The organism is Streptomyces cinerochromogenes (assembly GCF_014648635.1).
GTDB lineage: Bacteria > Actinomycetota > Actinomycetes > Streptomycetales > Streptomycetaceae > Streptomyces > Streptomyces cinerochromogenes.
Map to the genome: position 1 here is coordinate 165,317 of NZ_BMRM01000019.1, position 18,373 is coordinate 183,689.

At 73.8% G+C, this 18,373-nt stretch carries 16 protein-coding genes; 15 read left to right on the forward strand and 1 reads right to left on the reverse strand.

What is annotated here, in order from left to right; all coding sequences use genetic code 11:
* The first annotated feature begins 45 nt into the window (after positions 1 to 45).
* The 15 genes from argE (at position 46) to IEZ20_RS31435 (ending at position 16,710) form a co-directional block, all read left to right on the forward strand.
* Positions 46 to 1,242, forward strand: coding sequence for an acetylornithine deacetylase (argE, locus tag IEZ20_RS31365; RefSeq protein ID WP_189304933.1), 1,197 nt, complete (start codon positions 46 to 48; stop codon positions 1,240 to 1,242).
* A gap of 95 nt (positions 1,243 to 1,337) precedes the next feature.
* Complete coding sequence (locus IEZ20_RS31370) at positions 1,338 to 2,600, forward strand: MFS transporter (protein WP_229896359.1); 1,263 nt, start codon at positions 1,338 to 1,340, stop codon at positions 2,598 to 2,600.
* 110 nt (positions 2,601 to 2,710) lie between these two features.
* Positions 2,711 to 4,138, forward strand: a complete 1,428-nt coding sequence (locus IEZ20_RS31375) for a hypothetical protein (protein WP_189304935.1) — start codon at positions 2,711 to 2,713, stop codon at positions 4,136 to 4,138.
* Positions 4,139 to 4,164: 26 nt separating this feature from the next.
* Positions 4,165 to 5,400 carry a hypothetical protein gene (locus tag IEZ20_RS31380; RefSeq protein WP_189304937.1) on the forward strand — a complete coding sequence of 412 codons (1,236 nt, stop codon included), beginning with the start codon at positions 4,165 to 4,167 and terminating at the stop codon, positions 5,398 to 5,400.
* 23 nt (positions 5,401 to 5,423) lie between these two features.
* Positions 5,424 to 6,746 (forward strand): cation:proton antiporter, encoded by a 1,323-nt coding sequence (locus IEZ20_RS31385; RefSeq protein WP_189304939.1) that lies wholly within the window; start codon positions 5,424 to 5,426, stop codon positions 6,744 to 6,746.
* A 59-nt stretch (positions 6,747 to 6,805) separates the two neighbouring features.
* Complete coding sequence (locus IEZ20_RS31390) at positions 6,806 to 7,483, forward strand: VOC family protein (RefSeq protein ID WP_189304941.1); 678 nt, start codon at positions 6,806 to 6,808, stop codon at positions 7,481 to 7,483.
* 31 nt (positions 7,484 to 7,514) lie between these two features.
* Positions 7,515 to 9,170, forward strand: a complete 1,656-nt coding sequence (locus IEZ20_RS31395) for a class I tRNA ligase family protein (RefSeq protein WP_189304943.1) — start codon at positions 7,515 to 7,517, stop codon at positions 9,168 to 9,170.
* Positions 9,171 to 9,184: 14 nt separating this feature from the next.
* Positions 9,185 to 9,469 (forward strand): cupin domain-containing protein, encoded by a 285-nt coding sequence (locus IEZ20_RS31400; RefSeq protein WP_189304945.1) that lies wholly within the window; start codon positions 9,185 to 9,187, stop codon positions 9,467 to 9,469.
* Entirely contained in the window at positions 9,466 to 10,647 is a 1,182-nt protein-coding gene (locus tag IEZ20_RS31405) for an NAD(P)/FAD-dependent oxidoreductase (RefSeq protein ID WP_189304947.1), read from the forward strand. Before IEZ20_RS31400 ends, IEZ20_RS31405 begins: the two co-directional genes overlap by 4 nt.
* Entirely contained in the window at positions 10,644 to 11,381 is a 738-nt protein-coding gene (locus IEZ20_RS31410) for a class I SAM-dependent methyltransferase (RefSeq protein ID WP_229896361.1), read from the forward strand. The genes IEZ20_RS31405 and IEZ20_RS31410 overlap by 4 nt, the downstream gene beginning before the upstream one ends.
* A gap of 44 nt (positions 11,382 to 11,425) precedes the next feature.
* A complete protein-coding gene (locus IEZ20_RS31415; RefSeq protein ID WP_189304949.1) occupies positions 11,426 to 11,872 on the forward strand; it encodes a GNAT family N-acetyltransferase in 447 nt (148 codons plus the stop codon).
* Positions 11,869 to 13,224 carry a SidA/IucD/PvdA family monooxygenase gene (locus IEZ20_RS31420; RefSeq protein WP_189304951.1) on the forward strand — a complete coding sequence of 452 codons (1,356 nt, stop codon included), beginning with the start codon at positions 11,869 to 11,871 and terminating at the stop codon, positions 13,222 to 13,224. The genes IEZ20_RS31415 and IEZ20_RS31420 overlap by 4 nt, the downstream gene beginning before the upstream one ends.
* The gene (locus IEZ20_RS31425; RefSeq protein WP_189304953.1) at positions 13,221 to 14,462 is read left to right on the forward strand and encodes an ATP-grasp domain-containing protein; all 1,242 of its coding nucleotides are present in this window, start codon (positions 13,221 to 13,223) and stop codon (positions 14,460 to 14,462) included. Before IEZ20_RS31420 ends, IEZ20_RS31425 begins: the two co-directional genes overlap by 4 nt.
* Positions 14,459 to 15,715, forward strand: a complete 1,257-nt coding sequence (locus IEZ20_RS31430) for an MFS transporter (protein ID WP_189304955.1) — start codon at positions 14,459 to 14,461, stop codon at positions 15,713 to 15,715. Before IEZ20_RS31425 ends, IEZ20_RS31430 begins: the two co-directional genes overlap by 4 nt.
* 14 nt (positions 15,716 to 15,729) lie before the next feature.
* Positions 15,730 to 16,710, forward strand: a complete 981-nt coding sequence (locus IEZ20_RS31435) for a GNAT family N-acetyltransferase (RefSeq protein WP_189304957.1) — start codon at positions 15,730 to 15,732, stop codon at positions 16,708 to 16,710.
* Positions 16,711 to 16,853: 143 nt separating this feature from the next.
* Here IEZ20_RS31435 and yczR read toward each other — a convergent pair whose 3' ends face one another.
* A complete protein-coding gene (gene yczR / locus IEZ20_RS31440) occupies positions 16,854 to 18,296 on the reverse strand; it encodes a MocR-like transcription factor YczR (protein WP_229896362.1) in 1,443 nt (480 codons plus the stop codon).
* Positions 18,297 to 18,373: the final 77 nt, after the last annotated feature.

The following is an 18,373-nucleotide window of genomic DNA, read 5'->3' on the forward strand; positions in this document are numbered from 1 at the left end:
CGCTCCCTCGGCCGACCGCCCACCCCGAACCGTCAGCGAGCCATCATGTCCTCTGCCATCCCCGTACGCTGCTCCGACAGCGAGCTGTACGCCCACATGCTCGGCATCCTCGAGCGCCTGGTGGGCTTCGACACCACCAGCCACAAGTCGAACCTCGAACTGATCGACTACGTCCGGGAGTTGCTGGTCGGCAACGGCATCCACAGCGAACTGCACTGGAACGAGGCACGGACCAAGGCCAACCTGGTGGCGACCGCGGGTCCCGGCGGGGGCGGCGAGCGCGGTGTCGTCTGGTCGGGGCACACGGACGTGGTCCCGGTGGACGGCCAGTCGTGGTCGGCGGACCCCTTCACCCTGCGGCTGACCGAGGACGCGGCGATCGGCCGCGGCACCGCGGACATGAAGGGCTTCATCGCCTGCTGCCTCGCGATCCTCTCGCAGGCGGACCACGCGCGCCTCACCACGCCGGTCACCCTCATGCTCACGTACGAGGAGGAGATCGGCTGTGTCGGCGCCCGCAGTCTGGTCGAGGAGATGCGCACCTGGCGCGGGCACGTGACCGGCTGCATCGTCGGCGAACCGACCGGGCTGGACGTCGTGGTGGGCCACAAGGGCAAGCAGAACCACCGCATCACCTTCACCGGTGAGCCCAAGCACGCGGCGCTCGCCCCGCAGCTGCCGAACCCGATCGTGGCCGCCGCCGCGCTGGCCGGTCACGCCCAGGCCCGCAACGAGGAGTTCCGGACCGAGGGCCCCCGCGACGACCGGTTCGACATCGGTCACTCCTGGATCAACATCGGCCGGATCGACGGCGGCGTGAAGCCCAACATCGTGCCCGAGAGCTGCGTGGTCGAGCTGGAGATCCGCAACATCCCCGAGCACGGCTGCGACGGCATCGCCGCGGACCTGCACGGCCACGCCACCGGCGCCCTGCTCGACGGCATGCGGGCCCTGTCGGACATCGCGGAGGTCACCGTGGAACAGCTGTCCGACACCCCGTCCTTCGCGATCGAGCCGGACCACGAGTTCGTCACCTTCGTCCGCAAGGCCTTCGGCACGGCCGAGGAGCCCGTGTACGTCCCGTTCGGCACGGAGGCGGGCCTCATCTGGGAGCACGCGGGCATCCCCACCGTCGTCTGCGGCCCCGGCTTCATCACCGAGGCGCACACGGCGGACGAGTTCGTCGCCCTGGACCAGCTGCGCGCCTGCCTGGACCGCCTGAAGTCGCTGCCCCTCGCCTGAGGGCACGGGCGCCCAGGCGCGGTGCGCGGGCGCCCGGCCAACGCTTCGACCAGCACGAACGAACGCGGGACAGCCCCGGTTCAGAAGGAGAGCACGTGACGAGCGACGCATCGCTGACCACGGAGCCCGGGGTCAGCGCCGCTCCCCGGCGCCCCGGGCTCGGCCGGCAGTTCGCCAAAATGTGGGGCGCCTCGGCCGCCTCGGCCATCGGCGAGGGGGTGTCCCTGGCCGCCGCGCCCCTGCTGGCGAGCACCCTGACGGACGATCCCCGGCTCATCGCGGGCGTGAGCGTGGCCCTGACCCTGCCGTACGCCCTGTTCGGGATCCCGGCGGGGGTCCTGGTCGACCGGGCCGACCGGCGCCGGACGATGACGTACATCGACCTGTTCCGGGGCTGTCTGGTCACCCTGTTCGTCCTGTCGGTCGCCCTGGGCCTGGGCAACCTGTGGGCGCTGTACCTGTGCTTCTTCCTGATCGGCACCTGCGAGACCTTCTTCCGCAACGCCGCCCAGATCCTGGTGCCGTCCGTCGTCCCCGAGGAGCACCTCGTCGTGGCGAACGGGCGCATCATGAGTTCGGAGACGGTGGGCAGCCAGTTCGTCGGGCCGCTCATCGGGTCCTCGCTGTTCGTGCTCGCCCCCGCGGTCCCGTTCGCGGTGAACGCGGCCACCTTCTTCACCTCCGCGACCCTGCTGAGCCGGCTGAGGACGCTTCCGGACGAGGCGGACGGTGCCCCGGCCGCGAAGGAACGCCCGCGGCTGCTCGCCGACATGGCGACCGGGCTGCGCTGGCTGTTCCGGCACCGGCTGCTGCGCAGCCTGTCCCTGACCGCCGGCGCCATCAACATCGTGTACACCGGCGCGCTGGCCGTCCTCGTCGTCCACGCCCACCAGAAGCTCGGGCTCTCCGACGTCGGGTACGGCGTGCTGGTGGCCTGCCAGGCCGTCGGCGCGATCACCGCCGCCCGGCTGTCGTCCCCGCTGGTGGAGCGGATCGGCAAGGGCTGGGCACTGGTCTGTGTCGTCACCGCGATCGGGTGCAGCAACCTGGTCATCTGGCTGGTGCCCTCGGCGTGGGCCGTCGGGCTGGCGCTCGCCCTCGGCGCCTGCGCCACCGTCACCTGGAACGTCGTGACCGTGGTCCTGCGCCAGACACTGGTCCCGAAGGACCTCCAGGGCCGGGTCAACAGCATCTACCGGCTCTTCGCCTGGGGCGCCCTGCCCATCGGGGCGGCGCTCGCCGGTGTCGTCTCCAAGAGCCACGGGACGCCCGCGGTGTACGCCCTCGGCGTCGGCGTCATGGCGCTCGTCGCGCTCCTCCTGGCCTTCGGCGTCCGCAGGCAGCTCGAAGCCGTCTAGCCCCGGCACCCGCCCCGCGCCCCGGCGCAGGGCACTCCAGCCGCTCCCGGCGGCAGCGCCGTACCGGACCGGCCCTGAACACATCCGCACCGACCGAAAGAGAACCACCCATGACCCAGCTCCCGCACGCCCCCCGGTCGGGTCTCGGCACGCAGTACCTGGAGCTGCTGGCCCGGCAGGGCGTCGACCCCGTCGAGCTGACCCGCCAGGTGGTGGCCGACGAACTCGTCACGGTCGCCTACCAGGGCCGCTTCCTCGCCTCGCCGGTCTTCCTGTCCGCCGCCGAGCGCCGCTCCGTCGCCGCCGACCTGTACCAGACCCACCAGCTGCTCACCCAGCTCCCGGACCGGCTCTTCGGCGGCGACACCGGCGCCCTGGCCCGGGAGGTCGGCATGACCGACACCCAGGCCGACGTGGTGCAGCGCGCCGCGAAGGCGGGCCCGCCCCTGATGGCGCTCGCCCGTTCCGACCTCTACCGGGGCGCCGACGGCTTCAAGCTGCTGGAGCTGAACATCACCAGCGCTCTCGGCGGCTTCGAGAACACCGGCATCAACCGGGCCATGCTCCAGCACCCGGTGCTGGCCTCCTTCGTGGCCGAGCACGGCCTCGGCTACGTCGACACCTTCCAGGGCATCGTCGACACCCTGTACGCCGAGTGCGCCGCGCACATGGACGGCGGCCGCCGCCCGGTGGTGGCCCTCGTGGACTGGCCGGAGAGCTTCAAGACGTACGAGCCCCGGCTGAAGGTCATGGCGGCGCTCTTCGACTCCGTCGGCATCGACGCCGTGCCCTGCCACGTGGGCCAGGTCACCGAGCGCGACGGCCGGCTGGAGGCGCACGGGCGGGCCATCGACGTGGTGTACCGCTTCTTCCTCGTGGAGGAGATCGCCACCCCCGCCGACCTCGCGCTGGTCGAGCCGCTGCTGCGCGCCTTCGAGGAGGGCCGGGTGGGCATGTTCAGCCGCCTGGACGCCGAGCTGTACGGCAACAAGGGCGCGCTCGCCATGCTCTCCGACGACCGCAACCGCTCGGCGTTCTCGGCGGCCGAACGCGCCTGCATCGACCGGTTCCTGCCGTGGACCCGGCACGTCCGGGAGACGGCGACGGACGCCGCGGGCGAGCGGATCGACCTCCTCGCCTACGCCCGGGCCCACCAGGAGGACCTGATCCTCAAGCCCACCCTGCTGCACGGCGGCAGCGGCATCGTGCCCGGCTGGACGGTCGGCCCCGAGGAGTGGCGCGACCGGCTCGCGGAGGCGCTCGACGGGCCGTACGTGGTGCAGGAGCGCATCCGGCCGGTGCCCGAGGTGTTCCCGGCCGACGAGGGCCAGGGCACCCAGGAACTCTTCCTGAACTGGGGCGTGTTCCTCACCGATCCGCAGGTCACCGGCGGCGACGGCTACAACGGCTGCCTGGTCCGCGGCAGCACCGACCCGGAGGTCGGCGTGGTGAGCATGTCGGGCGGGGCCCGGGTCGCCTGCTCCTTCTACGAGACCGACGACACGACCGACGGCGACGCGACCGACGCGCCGGCCTGACCCACGAGAGCCCCGGAAGACACATCATGAAGATCGCAGTGGTCGACGGCTTCTCGACCGGACGCGCCCTCGTCTCCGCCCTCCGCGACCGCGGCACCGCCCTGGTCCATGTGCAGAGCTCCCCCACCCCGCCCCCCTACTACACCCGCAGCTTCCGCCCCGAGGACTTCGAGGCGCTGCTCGACGGGACGGCCGAGCCGGCGCGGCTGGCCGAGCAGCTCGCCGCGCTGGGCGTGGACCGGGTCGTGGCCGGCACCGAGTCGGGGGTGATCCTCGCCGACACCCTCACCCACCTCATGGGGCTGCCGGGCAACCGGTACGAGACGCTCGCGGCGCGCCGCGACAAGCAGCTCATGGGCGAGACCGCCGCCGCGGCCGGCGTGGCCGTGCCGCACGGCGGGGCGTTCGCCGACGCGGACGAGGCCGTGGACTGGTTCGTCTCGGGCGGCCTGGAGGAGGCCGTGGTCAAGCCGCCGAGCAGCGCCGGAACCGACAACGTGCGCTTCTGCCGGACCGCCGACGAGGTGCACACCGCGTGCAAGACGGTGCTCGCCGTCGACAACTTCTTCGGCCAGCCCAACCCGGTCGTGCTCGTGCAGGAGCGGCTGCGCGGAGTCGAGTACTACGCCAACACCGTCTCCTGCGACGGGGAGCACCGGGTGGCCGAGCTGTGGCGGTACACCAAGCGGACCGGCAGCGCCGGCTACCCGGTCTACGACTTCGAGGAACCGGTGCCGGTCGGCTCGGCGGAGGCCGGCCCGTTGTGCCGCTTCGTCGGCGCGACGCTGGACGCGCTGGGCGTGCGGTGGGGCGCGGCGCACACCGAGGTGATGCTGACCGGGCGCGGCCCCGTGCTCATCGAGTCGGGCGCCCGCCTCGGCGGCGGGACGGCGCCGGACGTCGTCGAACGGTACTCGGGCGTGTCCCAGACCGGTCTGCTGGCCGACCTGCTGGTGGCCCCCGGCCGGCTGCGGGACTTCGAGGACACGGCGGTCACCTGGAGCGGTGCCGTGCGCAACGTCGCGCTGATCAACTCCTCGGCCGGGACGGTGCGTTCGCTGGACTGGACGGCCCGCCTGAAGGCGCTGCCGACCCTGGTCTTCCTCACGCACGGCGTCACCGCCGGCGAGTACCTCGGCGAGACGGTCGACCTGATCAGCTCCCCGGGTTACGTCTACCTGGCCGCGGAGGACCCGCGGGACATCGAGCGGGACTACCGGGCCCTGCGCGCCATGGAAGAAGAAGGCCTCTACACCAGCTGACCGCTGGACCGAAAGGAACCGAGATGGCTTTCGCCGTCGGACCCGTGCCCGGTATCAGCCACGACGCGATGCTCGTCTTCCTGATGCAGATCGGTGTCCTGCTGATCGTCGCCACCGCCCTCGGGCGGCTGGCGGCGCGGCTGAACCTGCCCGCGGTGGTCGGCGAACTCGCCGCCGGCATCCTCGTGGGCCCCTCCGTGCTCGGCACGGTCGCCCCCGCGGTGTCGGAGCGGCTGCTCCCCCACGACGCCGAGCAGATGCACCTGCTCGGCGCCGTGGCCCAGCTGGGTGTGCTGCTGCTGGTGGGCATCACCGGGGCCCATATCGACCTCGCCCTGCTGCGCCGCCGGCGGGTGGCCATCGGCTGGGTGAGCGTGGGCAGCGTGCTGCTTCCCCTGGCGCTCGGCATCGGCCTGGGCTTCCTGCTGCCCGCGTCGGTGATGGGCGAGAACGGGCACCGTCCGGTCTTCGCGCTGTTCATCGGCGTGGCCGTCGCGGTCAGCGCGCTCCCCGTGATCGCGAAGACGCTGCTGGACATGAAGCTGATGCACCGCAACGTCGGCCAGGTCATCATCGGCGCGGCGGCCGTCAGCGACATCCTGGGCTGGCTGCTGCTGTCGATCGTGTCGGCCACGGCGACGGTGGGCTTCCGGGCCGGGGTGGTGGCCGAGTCGGTGGGCTACCTGCTGCTCGTGCTGGCCGCGACCGTGTTCCTGGCCCGGCCGCTGGTCGCCCGGGTGATGCGTACGGTCGAGCGGTCCGCGAGCGGCTCCGACCTCGGTATCTCGGCGGTCGTGGTGCTGCTCGTCCTGGCCGCGGCCGGGACCCACGCGCTGAAGATGGAGCCGATGCTCGGCGCCTTCCTGTGCGGCACCCTCATCGGTTCCCTCGGCGCGGGGAGCCGGCGCTTCCTGGAGCTGGCGCGGCCTTTCGTGATGGGCGTCCTGGCACCGCTGTTCCTGGCGACCGCCGGACTCCAGGTCGACCTGACCGCGCTGAGGCGCCCCGCGGTCCTCGGCGCCGCGCTGGTCACGCTGCTGGTCGCCGTCGGGGCGAAGCTGGCCGGCGGATACCTGGGGGCCCGGCTGGGCCGGCTCGCCCACGACGAGGCCCTGGCCATCGGGGCCGGGCTCAACGCCCGGGGCGTCGTGGAGATCGTCCTCGCGTCGGTCGGCCTGAACATCAAGGTCCTCAATTCCGCCTCCTACACCATCGTGGTCCTGGTGGCCGTGGTCACCTCGGTCATGGCACCGCCGATCCTGCGCCGGACCGTGGGCCGCATGGCCCAGACCTCCGGCGAGCTGAAACGCGAACGGGAGTACGCCGTCCAGCCCGTCGCGTCGTAGCCGACGGCCGCTGCGCGGCGCCCACTCCACGGCTCATCCTCACAAGGAGTCAACACCCCATGACGGTGCGAGACATAGCGCACGTCGAGCTGTACACCCGGGACAAGATCTCCGCGGTCCGCCACTACGTCGCCAGGCGTGGCTTCGTCCAGGTCGCGGACTGCGTGGAGGTCGACCGGAGTTCGGCGCTGCTGCGCCGCGGCGAGGCCCACCTGGTGATCACCTCCGGCTGGGCGACACGCGGGTTCCTGGCCCGCAACGGCGAGGGTGTCGCCGACATCGCCGTCACCTGCGACGACGTCGCCGCGACCGTCGAGGCGGCGCGGGCGTACGGCGCGACGGTCACGCACGGCCCGCAGGGGGCGCCCGTCGTCTCCGGGCCCGGCGACATCGTCCACACGCTGCTGCCCGAGCCCGCGCCCGGGGCCCGCTCCCTGCCCGCCGGCCGTACCTGGATCCCGTACCCGGAGCCGGCCCCCTCCGCCGGGCGGCCGGAGGCGCTCCACCGGGTCGTGCTCGGCATGCCGGCGGAACTCCTCGGCCCCTACGCGGCCTTCTGCGAGGGCGTGTTCGGCTTCACCCGCCGGGCTCCCCGGGGCGTCGCCCCCGCGGACCGGGCGGACGACGGTCCGGTCCTGTACGGCGCGTCGGGCCGGGCGGCCCTGGTGCTGCGGGCCAGGCCGCCCCGGGACCGCGCCGAGTCCGACCGGTCCCTCTGTACGACGTCCATCCTCTGACACCTCCGACACGACATCGAGGCAGCCGACCATGGGTCCCCTCTCTCTCGAAGGCCAAGAATTCTTCCTGACACCGGTGTGCCTCGTGCCCAACGGGCGGGCTCACCTCGGGCACATCGCGGGTCCGCTGCTGAAAATGGACGTGCTGCGCCGGCACGTCCTGCGCGGCGGCGGCCGGGCGACCATGATCTCCGTCAGCGACGCGCACGAGTCGCACGTCCTGGTCCGCGCGCACCAGGACGGCGTCACCCCGGAGGAGGTCGCGAACCGGAACCACCACCTCATCCGGGGCGACCTGGCGGCCCTCGACATCGCCTACGACGACCTGCTCAACCCGCTGGACGAGGCCTGGGCGCAGCGGTACACCGAGGTGAACCGGGACTTTCTGACCGAGATCGTGGAGTCGGGCAGCACGGCGGTGCGCACCGAGCCCATGCCGGTGCTCGACTCCGAGGCCGCCGGCGCGCACAGCACCTCGCTGCGGCCCCGGGTGGACGAGGCCGTGGTGAGCGGCTGGCTGAAGGGCAGGTGCCCGCACTGCGCGCAGCCGCTGGTCGGCTTCTTCTGCGAGTCCTGCGGCGGCCACTTCTCGCCGTCCCAGATGATCGACCCGGCGACCGCGCACTTCGACGGGGAGCTGCGCCTCGACGACATCGCCTCCCTCTACCTCGACCTGCCCGGCGGCCCCGAGCGGCTGCGGGAGGCGCTCGCCGCCATCTGCAAGCGGCCGGACTTCCTGGCGATCGCCGACCGGTACATGGCGGTGAACGGCGCCTCCATCCGGCTCACCGTGCCCAGCCGGTGGGGCATCCCGTGGGAGGAGGACGGCGTCTCGCCCGGGCAGGTGATCTTCTCCTACTCGGCGCTGCTGATCGGCTGCCACCTGGTGGCCGGCGAGCGCTACAAGGAGATCACCGGCTCCGAACAGAACCCGTTCCAGCGGGACTCCGGGGTCCGTACGGTCATCTCCTTCGGCATCGACAACGCGATCCCGTTCATGGTCGGCGCGGTCGGCTGCGGCCTGGGCCAGAAGACGTACAAGCCGGTCGACTCGCTGCTGGTGAACTACTTCTACGACCTGGAGGGCAGCAAGTTCTCCACCAGTCGCGGGCACGTCATCTGGGGCGGCGACATCGTCTCCCTGGGGCAGGCGGAGTCCGACCTCACCCGCGCCTACCTGTGCTTCCGCAACCCCGAGTTCACCCGGTCCGCGTTCCAGGCCGACGAGTTCCTGTCCTTCCACAACGAGGTCGGGGCCCGGGTGGGCGACGCGCTGGCGGCGGCGGCCGAACGCCTCCCGGCGGACGGCGCCACCGCGCCCTCCCCGGAGGTCGTGCAGGCGCTGACCCGCACCCTCGCCCACCAGACCGGGATGCTCGACCCGGACACCTTCAACCTGGCGGCCGCCTGGTCCTGCGTGGAGCAGTGGCTCGACTGCGCTCCGGCCCTGACCGCGACCGCCGAGGCGGCGGCGGCCTGGCTGCTCGGCTTCGCCCTGCTCGCGGCACCGGTGATGCCCGCGACGGCGCAGCGGGTGTGGGAGGCGGCCGGGCAGTCCGGCGGCCCGAACGTGGCGGCGCTGACGGACGGTCCGCCGCACGTGACGCCGCGCGGCGGGATGCCCCGGCTGCGCACCCTCACGCGCAGCCAGCTCAACGCGTGTCTGCCGGCCTCCCTGCACAAGTGAAAGGACAGCAACCCGTGGACGTCGTGATTTCCGGCGAGATCGAGACCGAACAGGACGGCCTGGCCTACGGGGCCATGGTGTTCAAGGTGGCGCCCGGGACCACCACCGAGCCGCACCGGCACGCCAGCGAGGAGACCTGGGCGGTGCAGTCCGGCGCCGGGTACTGCCTGGTCGACGGCGAGCGCATCGGGCTGATCCCCGGCTCCCGCGTGGTCGCGCCGCCCCACTCGGAGCACACCCTCACCAACGACGGTTCCGAGGACCTCGTGGTGCTCAGCATGTGGTGGAAGAAACTGTGAACGTCCAGGACGTCCTGGTGGTCGGCGGGGGCGTGGTCGGCCTGACCCTGGCCGAGGTGCTGACCCGGCACGACCCGGCGCTGCGCGTCACCGTGCTGGAACAGCACGGCTGGGGAAGCGGTGCGACCGGGTACGCGGGCGCCGTCGACATCCCGTACGCCCATACGCCGTTCCACCGCGAGCTGGTCGAGGCCGGCCGGCAGTGGTGGAAGGAGTTCCAGGCCGGTGCGCCGGCCCCCGGCCCCCGCACCCCGCTGCCCTTCGCCTGGCTGGTGCGCAGCCGCGAGGCCGCCGCCCATCTGGAGGAGACGCTGGTCACGCCGGCCCGCCCGGTGGCCGGGCCGGCCGGCGGGGCGTGGCGGCTGCCGGCCGGGGCGACCGCGCTCGCCGGGGAGGCCCATGTCATCGACCCGGGGCTGCTGACCGCCGCGCTGGTGGAGCGGCTGGCCGCGCGGTCGTCCGTGCGCCTGGCCGAGGGCCGGCGCGTGACGGACCTGGCGCCCGCCGCGGACGGCGGCGTACGGGCGGTCACCGCCGACGGCGAGGAGTGGCGCGCGGAGCAGTGCGTACTGGCCCTCGGGCCCTGGCTGCCGGGATCCCCGCTGCTGTCCGCGCCCGGGTCCCCGCGCGGATCCGAGCAGGGCGCCGAGCCTGGATCCGCTGCCGTGCCGGGGTCCGCGTCCGTCCGCGGGTCCGGGTCCGGGTCCGGGTCCGGGTCCGCCGGTGCACCGGCCGCGCCGAATGCCGGGGTCCGCACCAAGCGGGTGTACGGGCTGCGGGTCGCCCTCTCGGGGCCGGCCGCCGTCCGGTACGGCGTCGGTTCGGCCGAGGACGGCATCTTCCTCTTCCCGGTGTCCGGTGGCGCGTACGCGATGAGTGTGAAGCACGACGTGTGGGACGTGCCGCCCGAGGAGCAGCCGCTGCCCGCGGACGTCCTCGCCCGGGCCGCCGCCTTCCTCGACGCGGTCGTCGGACCGGGTGCCTGGGAGGTGACCCGCGGCAGGGTCTTCGCCGACACCTACACCCCGGACGCCACCCCGCGTCTGCTCCGGCTCTCCCCCGCGGACGCCGTGTTCGCGGTGACCGGGCTGCACGGGTCCGGCGTACGCCTCGCGGCGGGCATGGCCACGCACGCGGCTCAGGCGGTCCTCACGTGTCGGCAGGGAGGCGCGGCGTGACCTCAGCGAGCCTCACGGCACCGGGCGACGGAACCGGAACCGGTCCGGGCAACGTGGTGTTCTACCAGGAGCACGGGGCCTCCGCCATCATGCGGGCCGCGCACTTCCCCGACGGGCTGCTGGCGTTCCTCCAGATGGAGAGCCTCGCGGTGCACCGGGCGGCCTCCCGGTACGGCTGCGCCACCCTCGTCGAACTCGGCTGCTACGACGGCCGGTCCCTCGAAGTGGCGCGGGCCGCGGGCGTCGGCTACCTGGGCATCGACGTCAACGCGGCCGCGGTGGAACGGGTCCGCCGCCGGATCGCGGACGAGGGGCTGCACGACCGGGCCCGTGCCGTGGTGGGGGACGCCATGCGGTGCGCCGACTGGCTCGGCGAGCTGGACGGCGGACGGCCCCTGCTGCTGCTCCCGTTCAACCTCCTGGGCAACTTCCCGTCCCCCGAGGCGCTGCTCAGGGGCCTGCGGCAGGCCGGCGGGATCGCGGTGCTGTCCGTGTTCCACGACTTCGCCGCGGCCACGGACCTGCGCCGGGACTACTACACCGCGTGCGGCATCAGCCCGCTGGAGGAACACCCCGGCCCCTACGGGGGTGTCGTCTTCCGCTCGGGGGACGCCTTCCAGTCCCAGTCCTTCACCCGGCAGGCGCTGGCCGACCTCTGCGCCGAGTGCGGCATCACCGTGCTCGGCGAGGCCAGGAACAGCATCGGCCTCTGCCTGACGGTCTGCCTGGACTGACCGTTTCGCCCACTGCCCCTTCTCCGCCGACCAGGAGTGTGTCCATGTCCGCCGATGTCCGCTTCGCGAGCGACGAGGAGTCCGTCCGCCGGTGCTGGCCCCTCTTCGTCCAGCTGCGTCCGCACCTCACCGGCGAGGAGGAGTTCCTCGCGCGGTGGGCGAGGCAGCGCCCGGAGGGCTACCGGATCGTGTACGCGGAGCACGAGGGCTCGGTGCTCGGCGCCGCCGGGTTCCGTGTGCTGCACACGATGGCGTGGGGCCGGATCCTCTACCTGGACGACCTGGTCGTGGACGAGGGGGCCCGGGGCACCGGCGTCGGCAGCCGCCTGCTCGGCGCCCTGAAGGACATCGCGCGCGAGGAGGGCTGCGAGGAGTTCCACCTCGACACCGGCCACCAGCGGCACGCCGCGCACCGGGCGTATCTGCGCAACGGCTTCCACTTCGACTGCCACCACCTCGCCCTGTCGCTCGGCGCGGAGGACCCGGCGTGACCGCGCCCCGCGCACGCGTCGCGGTCGTCGGGGCCGGCCCCAAGGCGGCCGCCCTCGCCGCGAAGGCCCACGTCCTCAACGAACTCGGCCTGGCCTCCCTGGAGTTGTGGATCTACGAGCGCGACGAGATCGCCGCTCACTGGACCGGACGGGCCGGCTGGACCAGCGGCACCGAGCGGCTGGGCACGCGCGCCGAGAAGGACGTCGGCTTCCCGTACCGCAGTACGGTCCGGTTCGGGGCCGACGGCAAGGAGATCGACGCCCGGATGCAGGCGTTCTCCTGGCAGAGCCACCTGATCGACACCGGGTCCTACCAGCAGTGGATCGACGCCGGCCTGCCCTCCCCCACCCACCGGCAGTTCGCCGACTACCTCAAGTGGGTGCTGACCAGGGCGGTGACCGGGGTGCGCGTCCGCCGCGCCGAGGTCACCGGCCTCCGGTACCGGCCGGACGGCTGGGTGCTGGAACACCGCGCCCAGGGCGGCCCCCGGCACGAGACACCGTTCGACGGGCTCGTCCTGACCGGTCACGCCGTACCGGGCTCCCTGCCGCACCACCCGCAGGTGACCGACCGGCTGCTGACCCCGGCCGGCCCCCGCGACCTCCTCCGCTCCTTCTCGCTGCGCCCCGGGAGCCGGATCTGCGTGGTCGGTGCCGGGGAGAGCGCGGCGTCGTACGCGCTGTACGTCGCCGGCACCTTCGGCGAGGACGTCTCGGTGTCCATCGTCTCCCCGTACCTGCCGCGCTCCCGGGCCGAGTCGTTCGTGGAGGACCGGGTCTACTCCGATCCGCAGACGGCCGCCTGGCCGCAGCTGCCCGAGCGGGACCGGCGGGACTTCATCTCCCGCACGGACCGCGGAGTGATCTCCCCGCGGGCGCTGGAGGAGCTGTCCCGGGCCCGGGGGGTCTCCTTCGTGCTGGGCCGCATCCGGTACGTGGGCCCGGGGGCGTCGGGCCGGATCCGGGTGACCGTCGACCAGCCGGGCGAGGTGCTGCGCGGCGACTACGACCTCGTGGTCAACTGCACCGGCGGCTCCCCCCTGCACCGGCTGACCGCCCTGCTGGACGACGCCTCCGCCGGCGAGGTGGAGGCCGGCCTCGGTGTCTCCCTCCGGGACGAGGCGGCCCTCGCCCGGGAGGTGGACGCGTCGCTGGCCCTGCGCGGGCTGCGGCCCCGGCTGCACATCCCGGGCCTCGCGGGCCTGGCCCAGGGCCCGGGCTTCGCCAATCTCAGCTCGCTGGGGCTGCTGAGCGACCGGGTGCTGGGCGCCTACGAGCACCCGGCCCCGACCCCCCTTCCCGCACGGTCCACCGGGACCGTCACCGCGTCAGGCCGAGGAACCCCCGAATGATCTTCTTTGTGGAAGCACCGCTCACCGGGAGCGGGCTGAGCGCCCTCGCCTGGGCCGTGGCCGAGGGCATCGACGCCGCCCTGGTCACCACCGACCCGGCCAAGTACCGGGGTGCGGCGGGCGCGGACGTGCTGCCCGGGCTCGCCGAGCGCGGCCGGCTGTACGTCGTGGGGACGACCGAGGGCGAGGCGGTCCCCGCCGCACTGCTCGACGCGGCACGGGAGCACACCGTCTCCGGCCGGCCCGGCGTGGTCTGCGCGACCGACCGCCACCTGCTCTTCGCCGCCGCGCTGGCCGAGGCGATCGGCGCGCCCTTCGCCCCGGTCGAGGCCGTCCGCACCTTCCGGGACAAGCGGCGCGCCCGCGAGCTGTACGAGAAGCTGGGCATCCCCTCACCGCGCTGGGCCGAGGTGCGCACGGCGGACGAGGTCCGGGCGTTCGCCGAGGACACCGGCCGTCCGGTCGTCCTCAAGAACGCCCGCGGCACCGGCAGCCTCGACGTGCTGCTGTGCCGGACTCCGGAGGAGGCCGTGGCGGCGTACGGCACCCTGACGGCCGGGGACCTCTACCTCGACGGCGAGCTGATGGCCGAGGAATACGTCAGCGGGCCGCTGTACAGCCTGGAGACGCTGGTCACGGACGGGACGTGCCGCCATCTCGGGGTCACCGACCGGCAGTTGGGCCCGCGTCCGGCGTTCTGCGAGGTGTCGTACACGTTCCCGGTGCGGGTTCCCGGGCGGGCGGAGGCCCGGATGCGGGCGGCGGTCGAGACCCTGGTGGCCGCCACCGGGATCGCCCAGGGCATGCTGCACACCGAGTTCATCCTCACCGCCGGTGACGAGGCCGTCGTCGTGGAGGTCAACGCCCGCACGGGCGGGGGACTGCTGTCGCTGATGATGAACGACTGTCTGACGGTGCCGTTCCCGGAGCTGCTGTGCTCGGCCGCCCTCGGACGGCCCGTCGCCGAGCCCCGGCACAACGGGAACTGTTCCAGCACGGTCACCGTCTACGCCTCCCGGGCCGGCCGGCTGAGCCGGGTCCACGGGCTCGCCGAGGCGGGCGACGGCCCGCACGTCGTCCAGGTGGTGCGCAGCGCGGCCCCGGGCGACGAGGTCCGCGCCGCCGGGGACTACCGCGGTGCCGTCGGCCAGATCCGCACCCGGGCCGGGTCGGCGAACCTCGCGCTCAACGCGGCCCTCGCCGCCGCCCGTGACGTCGTCGTGGAGGTGACCGGATGAGCGGCACCAGCGTCCGGGCCGGCGCGGACCGCACCCTGCCGGGGCCGCGCACCGTCCTGGTGAAGGTGCCGACGGCGGTGCTCTTCGTCAACATCGCGCTGGCCGGCAACAACGCCCTGGTCGCCGCGGTGCTGTACCGGCTCACGGGCAGCGCGTCGAACTTCGCCCTGGTCCTCGTCTCGAACTTCGCCATCGCCGCCGTCGTGCAGCTGGTGGCGGGGTACGTGGTGGACCGGCTCGGCGCGCGCAGGCTCGCCGTGCTCAGCGAGGCGGCGGCCTGCGCCGCCATCGCCCTGGAGGCGGCCGTGTCCCGGCTGGACTCCCCCGCGGTCCCGCTGATCTGCGGGGCGGCGCTGGTCAGCGTCGTCCAGGCCTTCTACCGGGCGGCCATGTTCACCCTGGCGCCGCAGCTGGCCGGGAAGGAGCGGCTCGCCGCGCTGAACGCCAAGATCAACGCGGCGTTCCAGGCGGGCACGCTGCTCGGCACGCCGGCCGGCACCCTGCTGCTGTACCTGGAGCCGGTCTGGGGTTTCTGCGTGCTCGCGGTGTCCTTCGGGGCGGCGGCGCTCATCCTGGGCACGCTGCCCGACCTGTCGGCGCGGGGCACCGGGGGCGGCGCGGCGGCCCGGGCCCGTACGGGGGTGCTGCGTGAACTGCGGGCGCAGCGCGGGCTGATCACGCACATCCTGCTGTGCTCGGGCGACTACGTCGCCGTGTACCTGTTCACCCTGGTCATCGTCCCGCTGGTCGACGACCGCTTCGGCGGCAGCACGCTCACCCTCGCGGTGGTGAACTCCGCGCTGCCGGCCGGTGTGATGCTCTCCGGTCTGCTGCCCTGGCGCTCGCAGTCCCCGGAGCGGACGCTGCGCCTGGTGGTGCTGTCCATGACCGTGCTCCTGGGCGCGTTCCTGCTGCTGATCCGGGACGTGGGCGTGGTGGGGACCGTGGGCTGCGTGGTGGCGGTGGGCTTCGCGGCCGGTTCGTCGCAGACCCTGCTCATGACGGCGCTCCAACTCCGCTCCCCCGCCCATGTCCTGGGCCGGGTCGCCTCGCTGCGGCTCTTCGTGGCCTCCGGGCTGGCCGCGCCCACGCTGGCCGGCGCGTCCTACCTGCTGAAGGACGGGGTGGGGACGGCCCTGGCCTTCTGCGCGGGGGTGGAGGCCCTCTACCTGACCGTGCTCCTCGTCCTCTCGCGCAGGCGCCTGCTCGGCCACCGCACCCTCGCGGCCGCGCCCGGCGGCACCGCCGACTGATCCGGAGGCCCACCATGCAGATCGAAGACACCCACGGTCTCCCCGTGGCCGTCGTCAGCGTCCGGGAGGCGCTGGAGACCGACTGGGAGACCTGGCGGGGGCGGGTCGCGGTCGTCCGCGTCGGCAACCCGCCCGCGGCGGACCGGCCGGCTCTGCGCGCGGCCGGGTTCCTGCCCAAGCCCAGCTGGCTGACCTGGATCGCGGACACCCGCGTCTCGGAGGAGGAGTTCCTGCGCGGCCTGCACCGCAAGGAGCGGCAGAGCGTCCAGGCGGCCCGCCGCCATGCCGCCGCGTCGGACCTGCGGGTCGAGGTGCTGCCGCTGACGGAGCCGCTGCTGGAGGAGTTCCTCGGCCTGTACGAGCGGCAGATGGCACGCATGCGTCAGGCGCTGCCCGTCGCGGTGCAGCAGCGCGACCAGCTGAGGGAGGCCGCCGCCGATCTCTACGCCGTGTGCGCCCGGCAGGCGGGCACGCTGGTCGGTGCCTGTCTGAGCCAGCGGCTGCCCGAGGCGGACCTGGTACGGCTGCGGTTCTCGGCGGTGGACGAGCGGTCCCGGTCGCACAGCCTGGCCCGGGTGCTGTACATGGCGGCGATCGGGCACGCCCGCGAGCTGGGCTTCGGACGGGTCAGCCTCGGCAACGACCCCAATCTGTACGGGCATGTGGTGGAGGCCGGGCTGTTCGCCTTCAAGACCCGGCTCGGCTTCCGGCCGGTGCCGTCCCAGACGGTCCATCCGCACCGCGGCGACGACAGCGCCGACCTGGTCCTCGGCGGGCCCCTCCTGGCCGATCCGGCGCTCCTGCTGTCGTACCCGGAGACGGCCGACGAAGGCGGCCCGGCGGCTCCGCTCCGGATGGAGCTGTTCACCGCGGCGGACGATCCGGACGCGAGCCGGTACACCGGGTCGTACGGCGGTGAGGTCCGGGTGCGCGTCCTGCGGCCGGCCGCGGAGCGGGACGAGTCCGCTCCGGTGGCCTCCGGGGCCTCCGCGTAGCGCGAGCGGGGCCTGAGGCGGTCGGTCCCCCGCGTACGCCGGTGCGCCCTCAGCCGGCCCACCGCACGGCCGGTGGGATCTCAGGCGCCCGGCACGTACCCCGACGGGACCTCAGGCGACCCACCGCGTCCGCCGACGGGACCTCAGGCGACCCACCGCGTCCGCCGGCGGGCCGGCGCCGGCGTCAGCCCGTCGGCCACCGCGGAGGCCATCCGCTGCACGGCCTCGCGCAGGACCTCCGGCGGCAGGGTGTACGGGATCCGGAGCCGGCCCGCGAAGACGCCGGGGTCGGTGGCGAAGAGTCCGCCGCCCTCGATCCGCACCCCGTAGGCGAGGGTGCGCTCGGCCAGTTCGGCCGCCACGGGCTCCCCCAGGTCGACCCAGAGGGACAGACCGCCGGGCGGCAGCCGCCAGGTCCAGCGGGGGAAGTGCGCCGTCAGCGCCTCGGCCAGTGCCGTGCGCTGGACCCGCAGCCGCTCCCGCTGCGCGGGGAGCAGTTCCGCGGCGCGTTCGAGCAGGACCTGGGCGAGCAGCTGGTCCAGCACGGAGCCGCCGAGGTCGGTGGCGATGCGCTGCGCGGCGAGTTCCGTCACGAGCTGGGAGGTCGCGCGCAGCCAGCCGATGCGCAGCCCGCCCCAGTGGCTCTTGCTCATCGAGCCGACGGTGATCACCTTGCTCGCCGCCTCGGGCGTGGCCCGGCAGGCGAACGGCGCGGGAACGGGGACGTCGAGGGCGAGGTCGGTGAGCGTCTCGTCGACGACGAGCCAGGTGCCCGCGCGGTGCGCGGCCGTCAATACCCGGCCGCGTGCCTCGTCGGGCATGAGCAGGCCGGTCGGGTTGTGGAAGTCCGGGATGAGGAAGGCCAGGTGGGGCACCGCCTGGCGCAGCGCCGACTCGGTGATCTCCACGTCCCAGCCGTCGTCCGACACCGGGACGGCCACGGTGCGCAGGCGGGCCCGGCGGACGGCGTCCAGGGCGTTCGGATAGGACGGGTTCTCCACCATCACCCGGTCGCCGGGGGCGGCCAGGAGGCCGAGGACCAGGGTGAGCGCGTGCTGGGCGCCGGAGGTGACCAGGATCTGCTCGGGGAGGGTCGGCAGGCCCCGCCGGGTGTACCGCTCGGCGATCGTCGCCCGCAGTTCGGGCAGCCCGAACGGGTCGTACCCCGGGCTGCGGCTGTGCCGGGCCAGCGAGGGCGCCACCCGGGCGAGGGCGTCGTCCAGGACGTGGGGCGGCAGACCGGGTGCCGCCCGGGCGAGGTCGATGGCCGTGTCGGGGGCGGGCAGAGCCCGGGTGACCCTGCTGGGCACGGTCTCCTTGGGCAGGGCCGTCCAGGTGCCGGAGCCCTGCCTGCTGTGCGCGAAGCCGTGGACGCGCAGCAGGTCGTACGCCGAGGTGACGGTGGGCCGGCTGACACCGAGCGCGGTCGCCAGTTCCCGCTCGGCGGGCAGCCGGGCGTGCAGGGCCACCCGGCCGTCGAGGATCAGGGCGCCGATGGCCTCGGACAGATGGCGGTACGCGGGGCGCAGCCCCGTCAGGTCCGGGAGGAGCCCGGCCAGTTGCCGGCCGCTGACGTTCCGTTCCACGTGGCTCACCGGACCACCGGCCCGGACCAGGGGGCTGCGGGCATACCACTCTCCGGGAATTGGTCATCGAGTTCCGG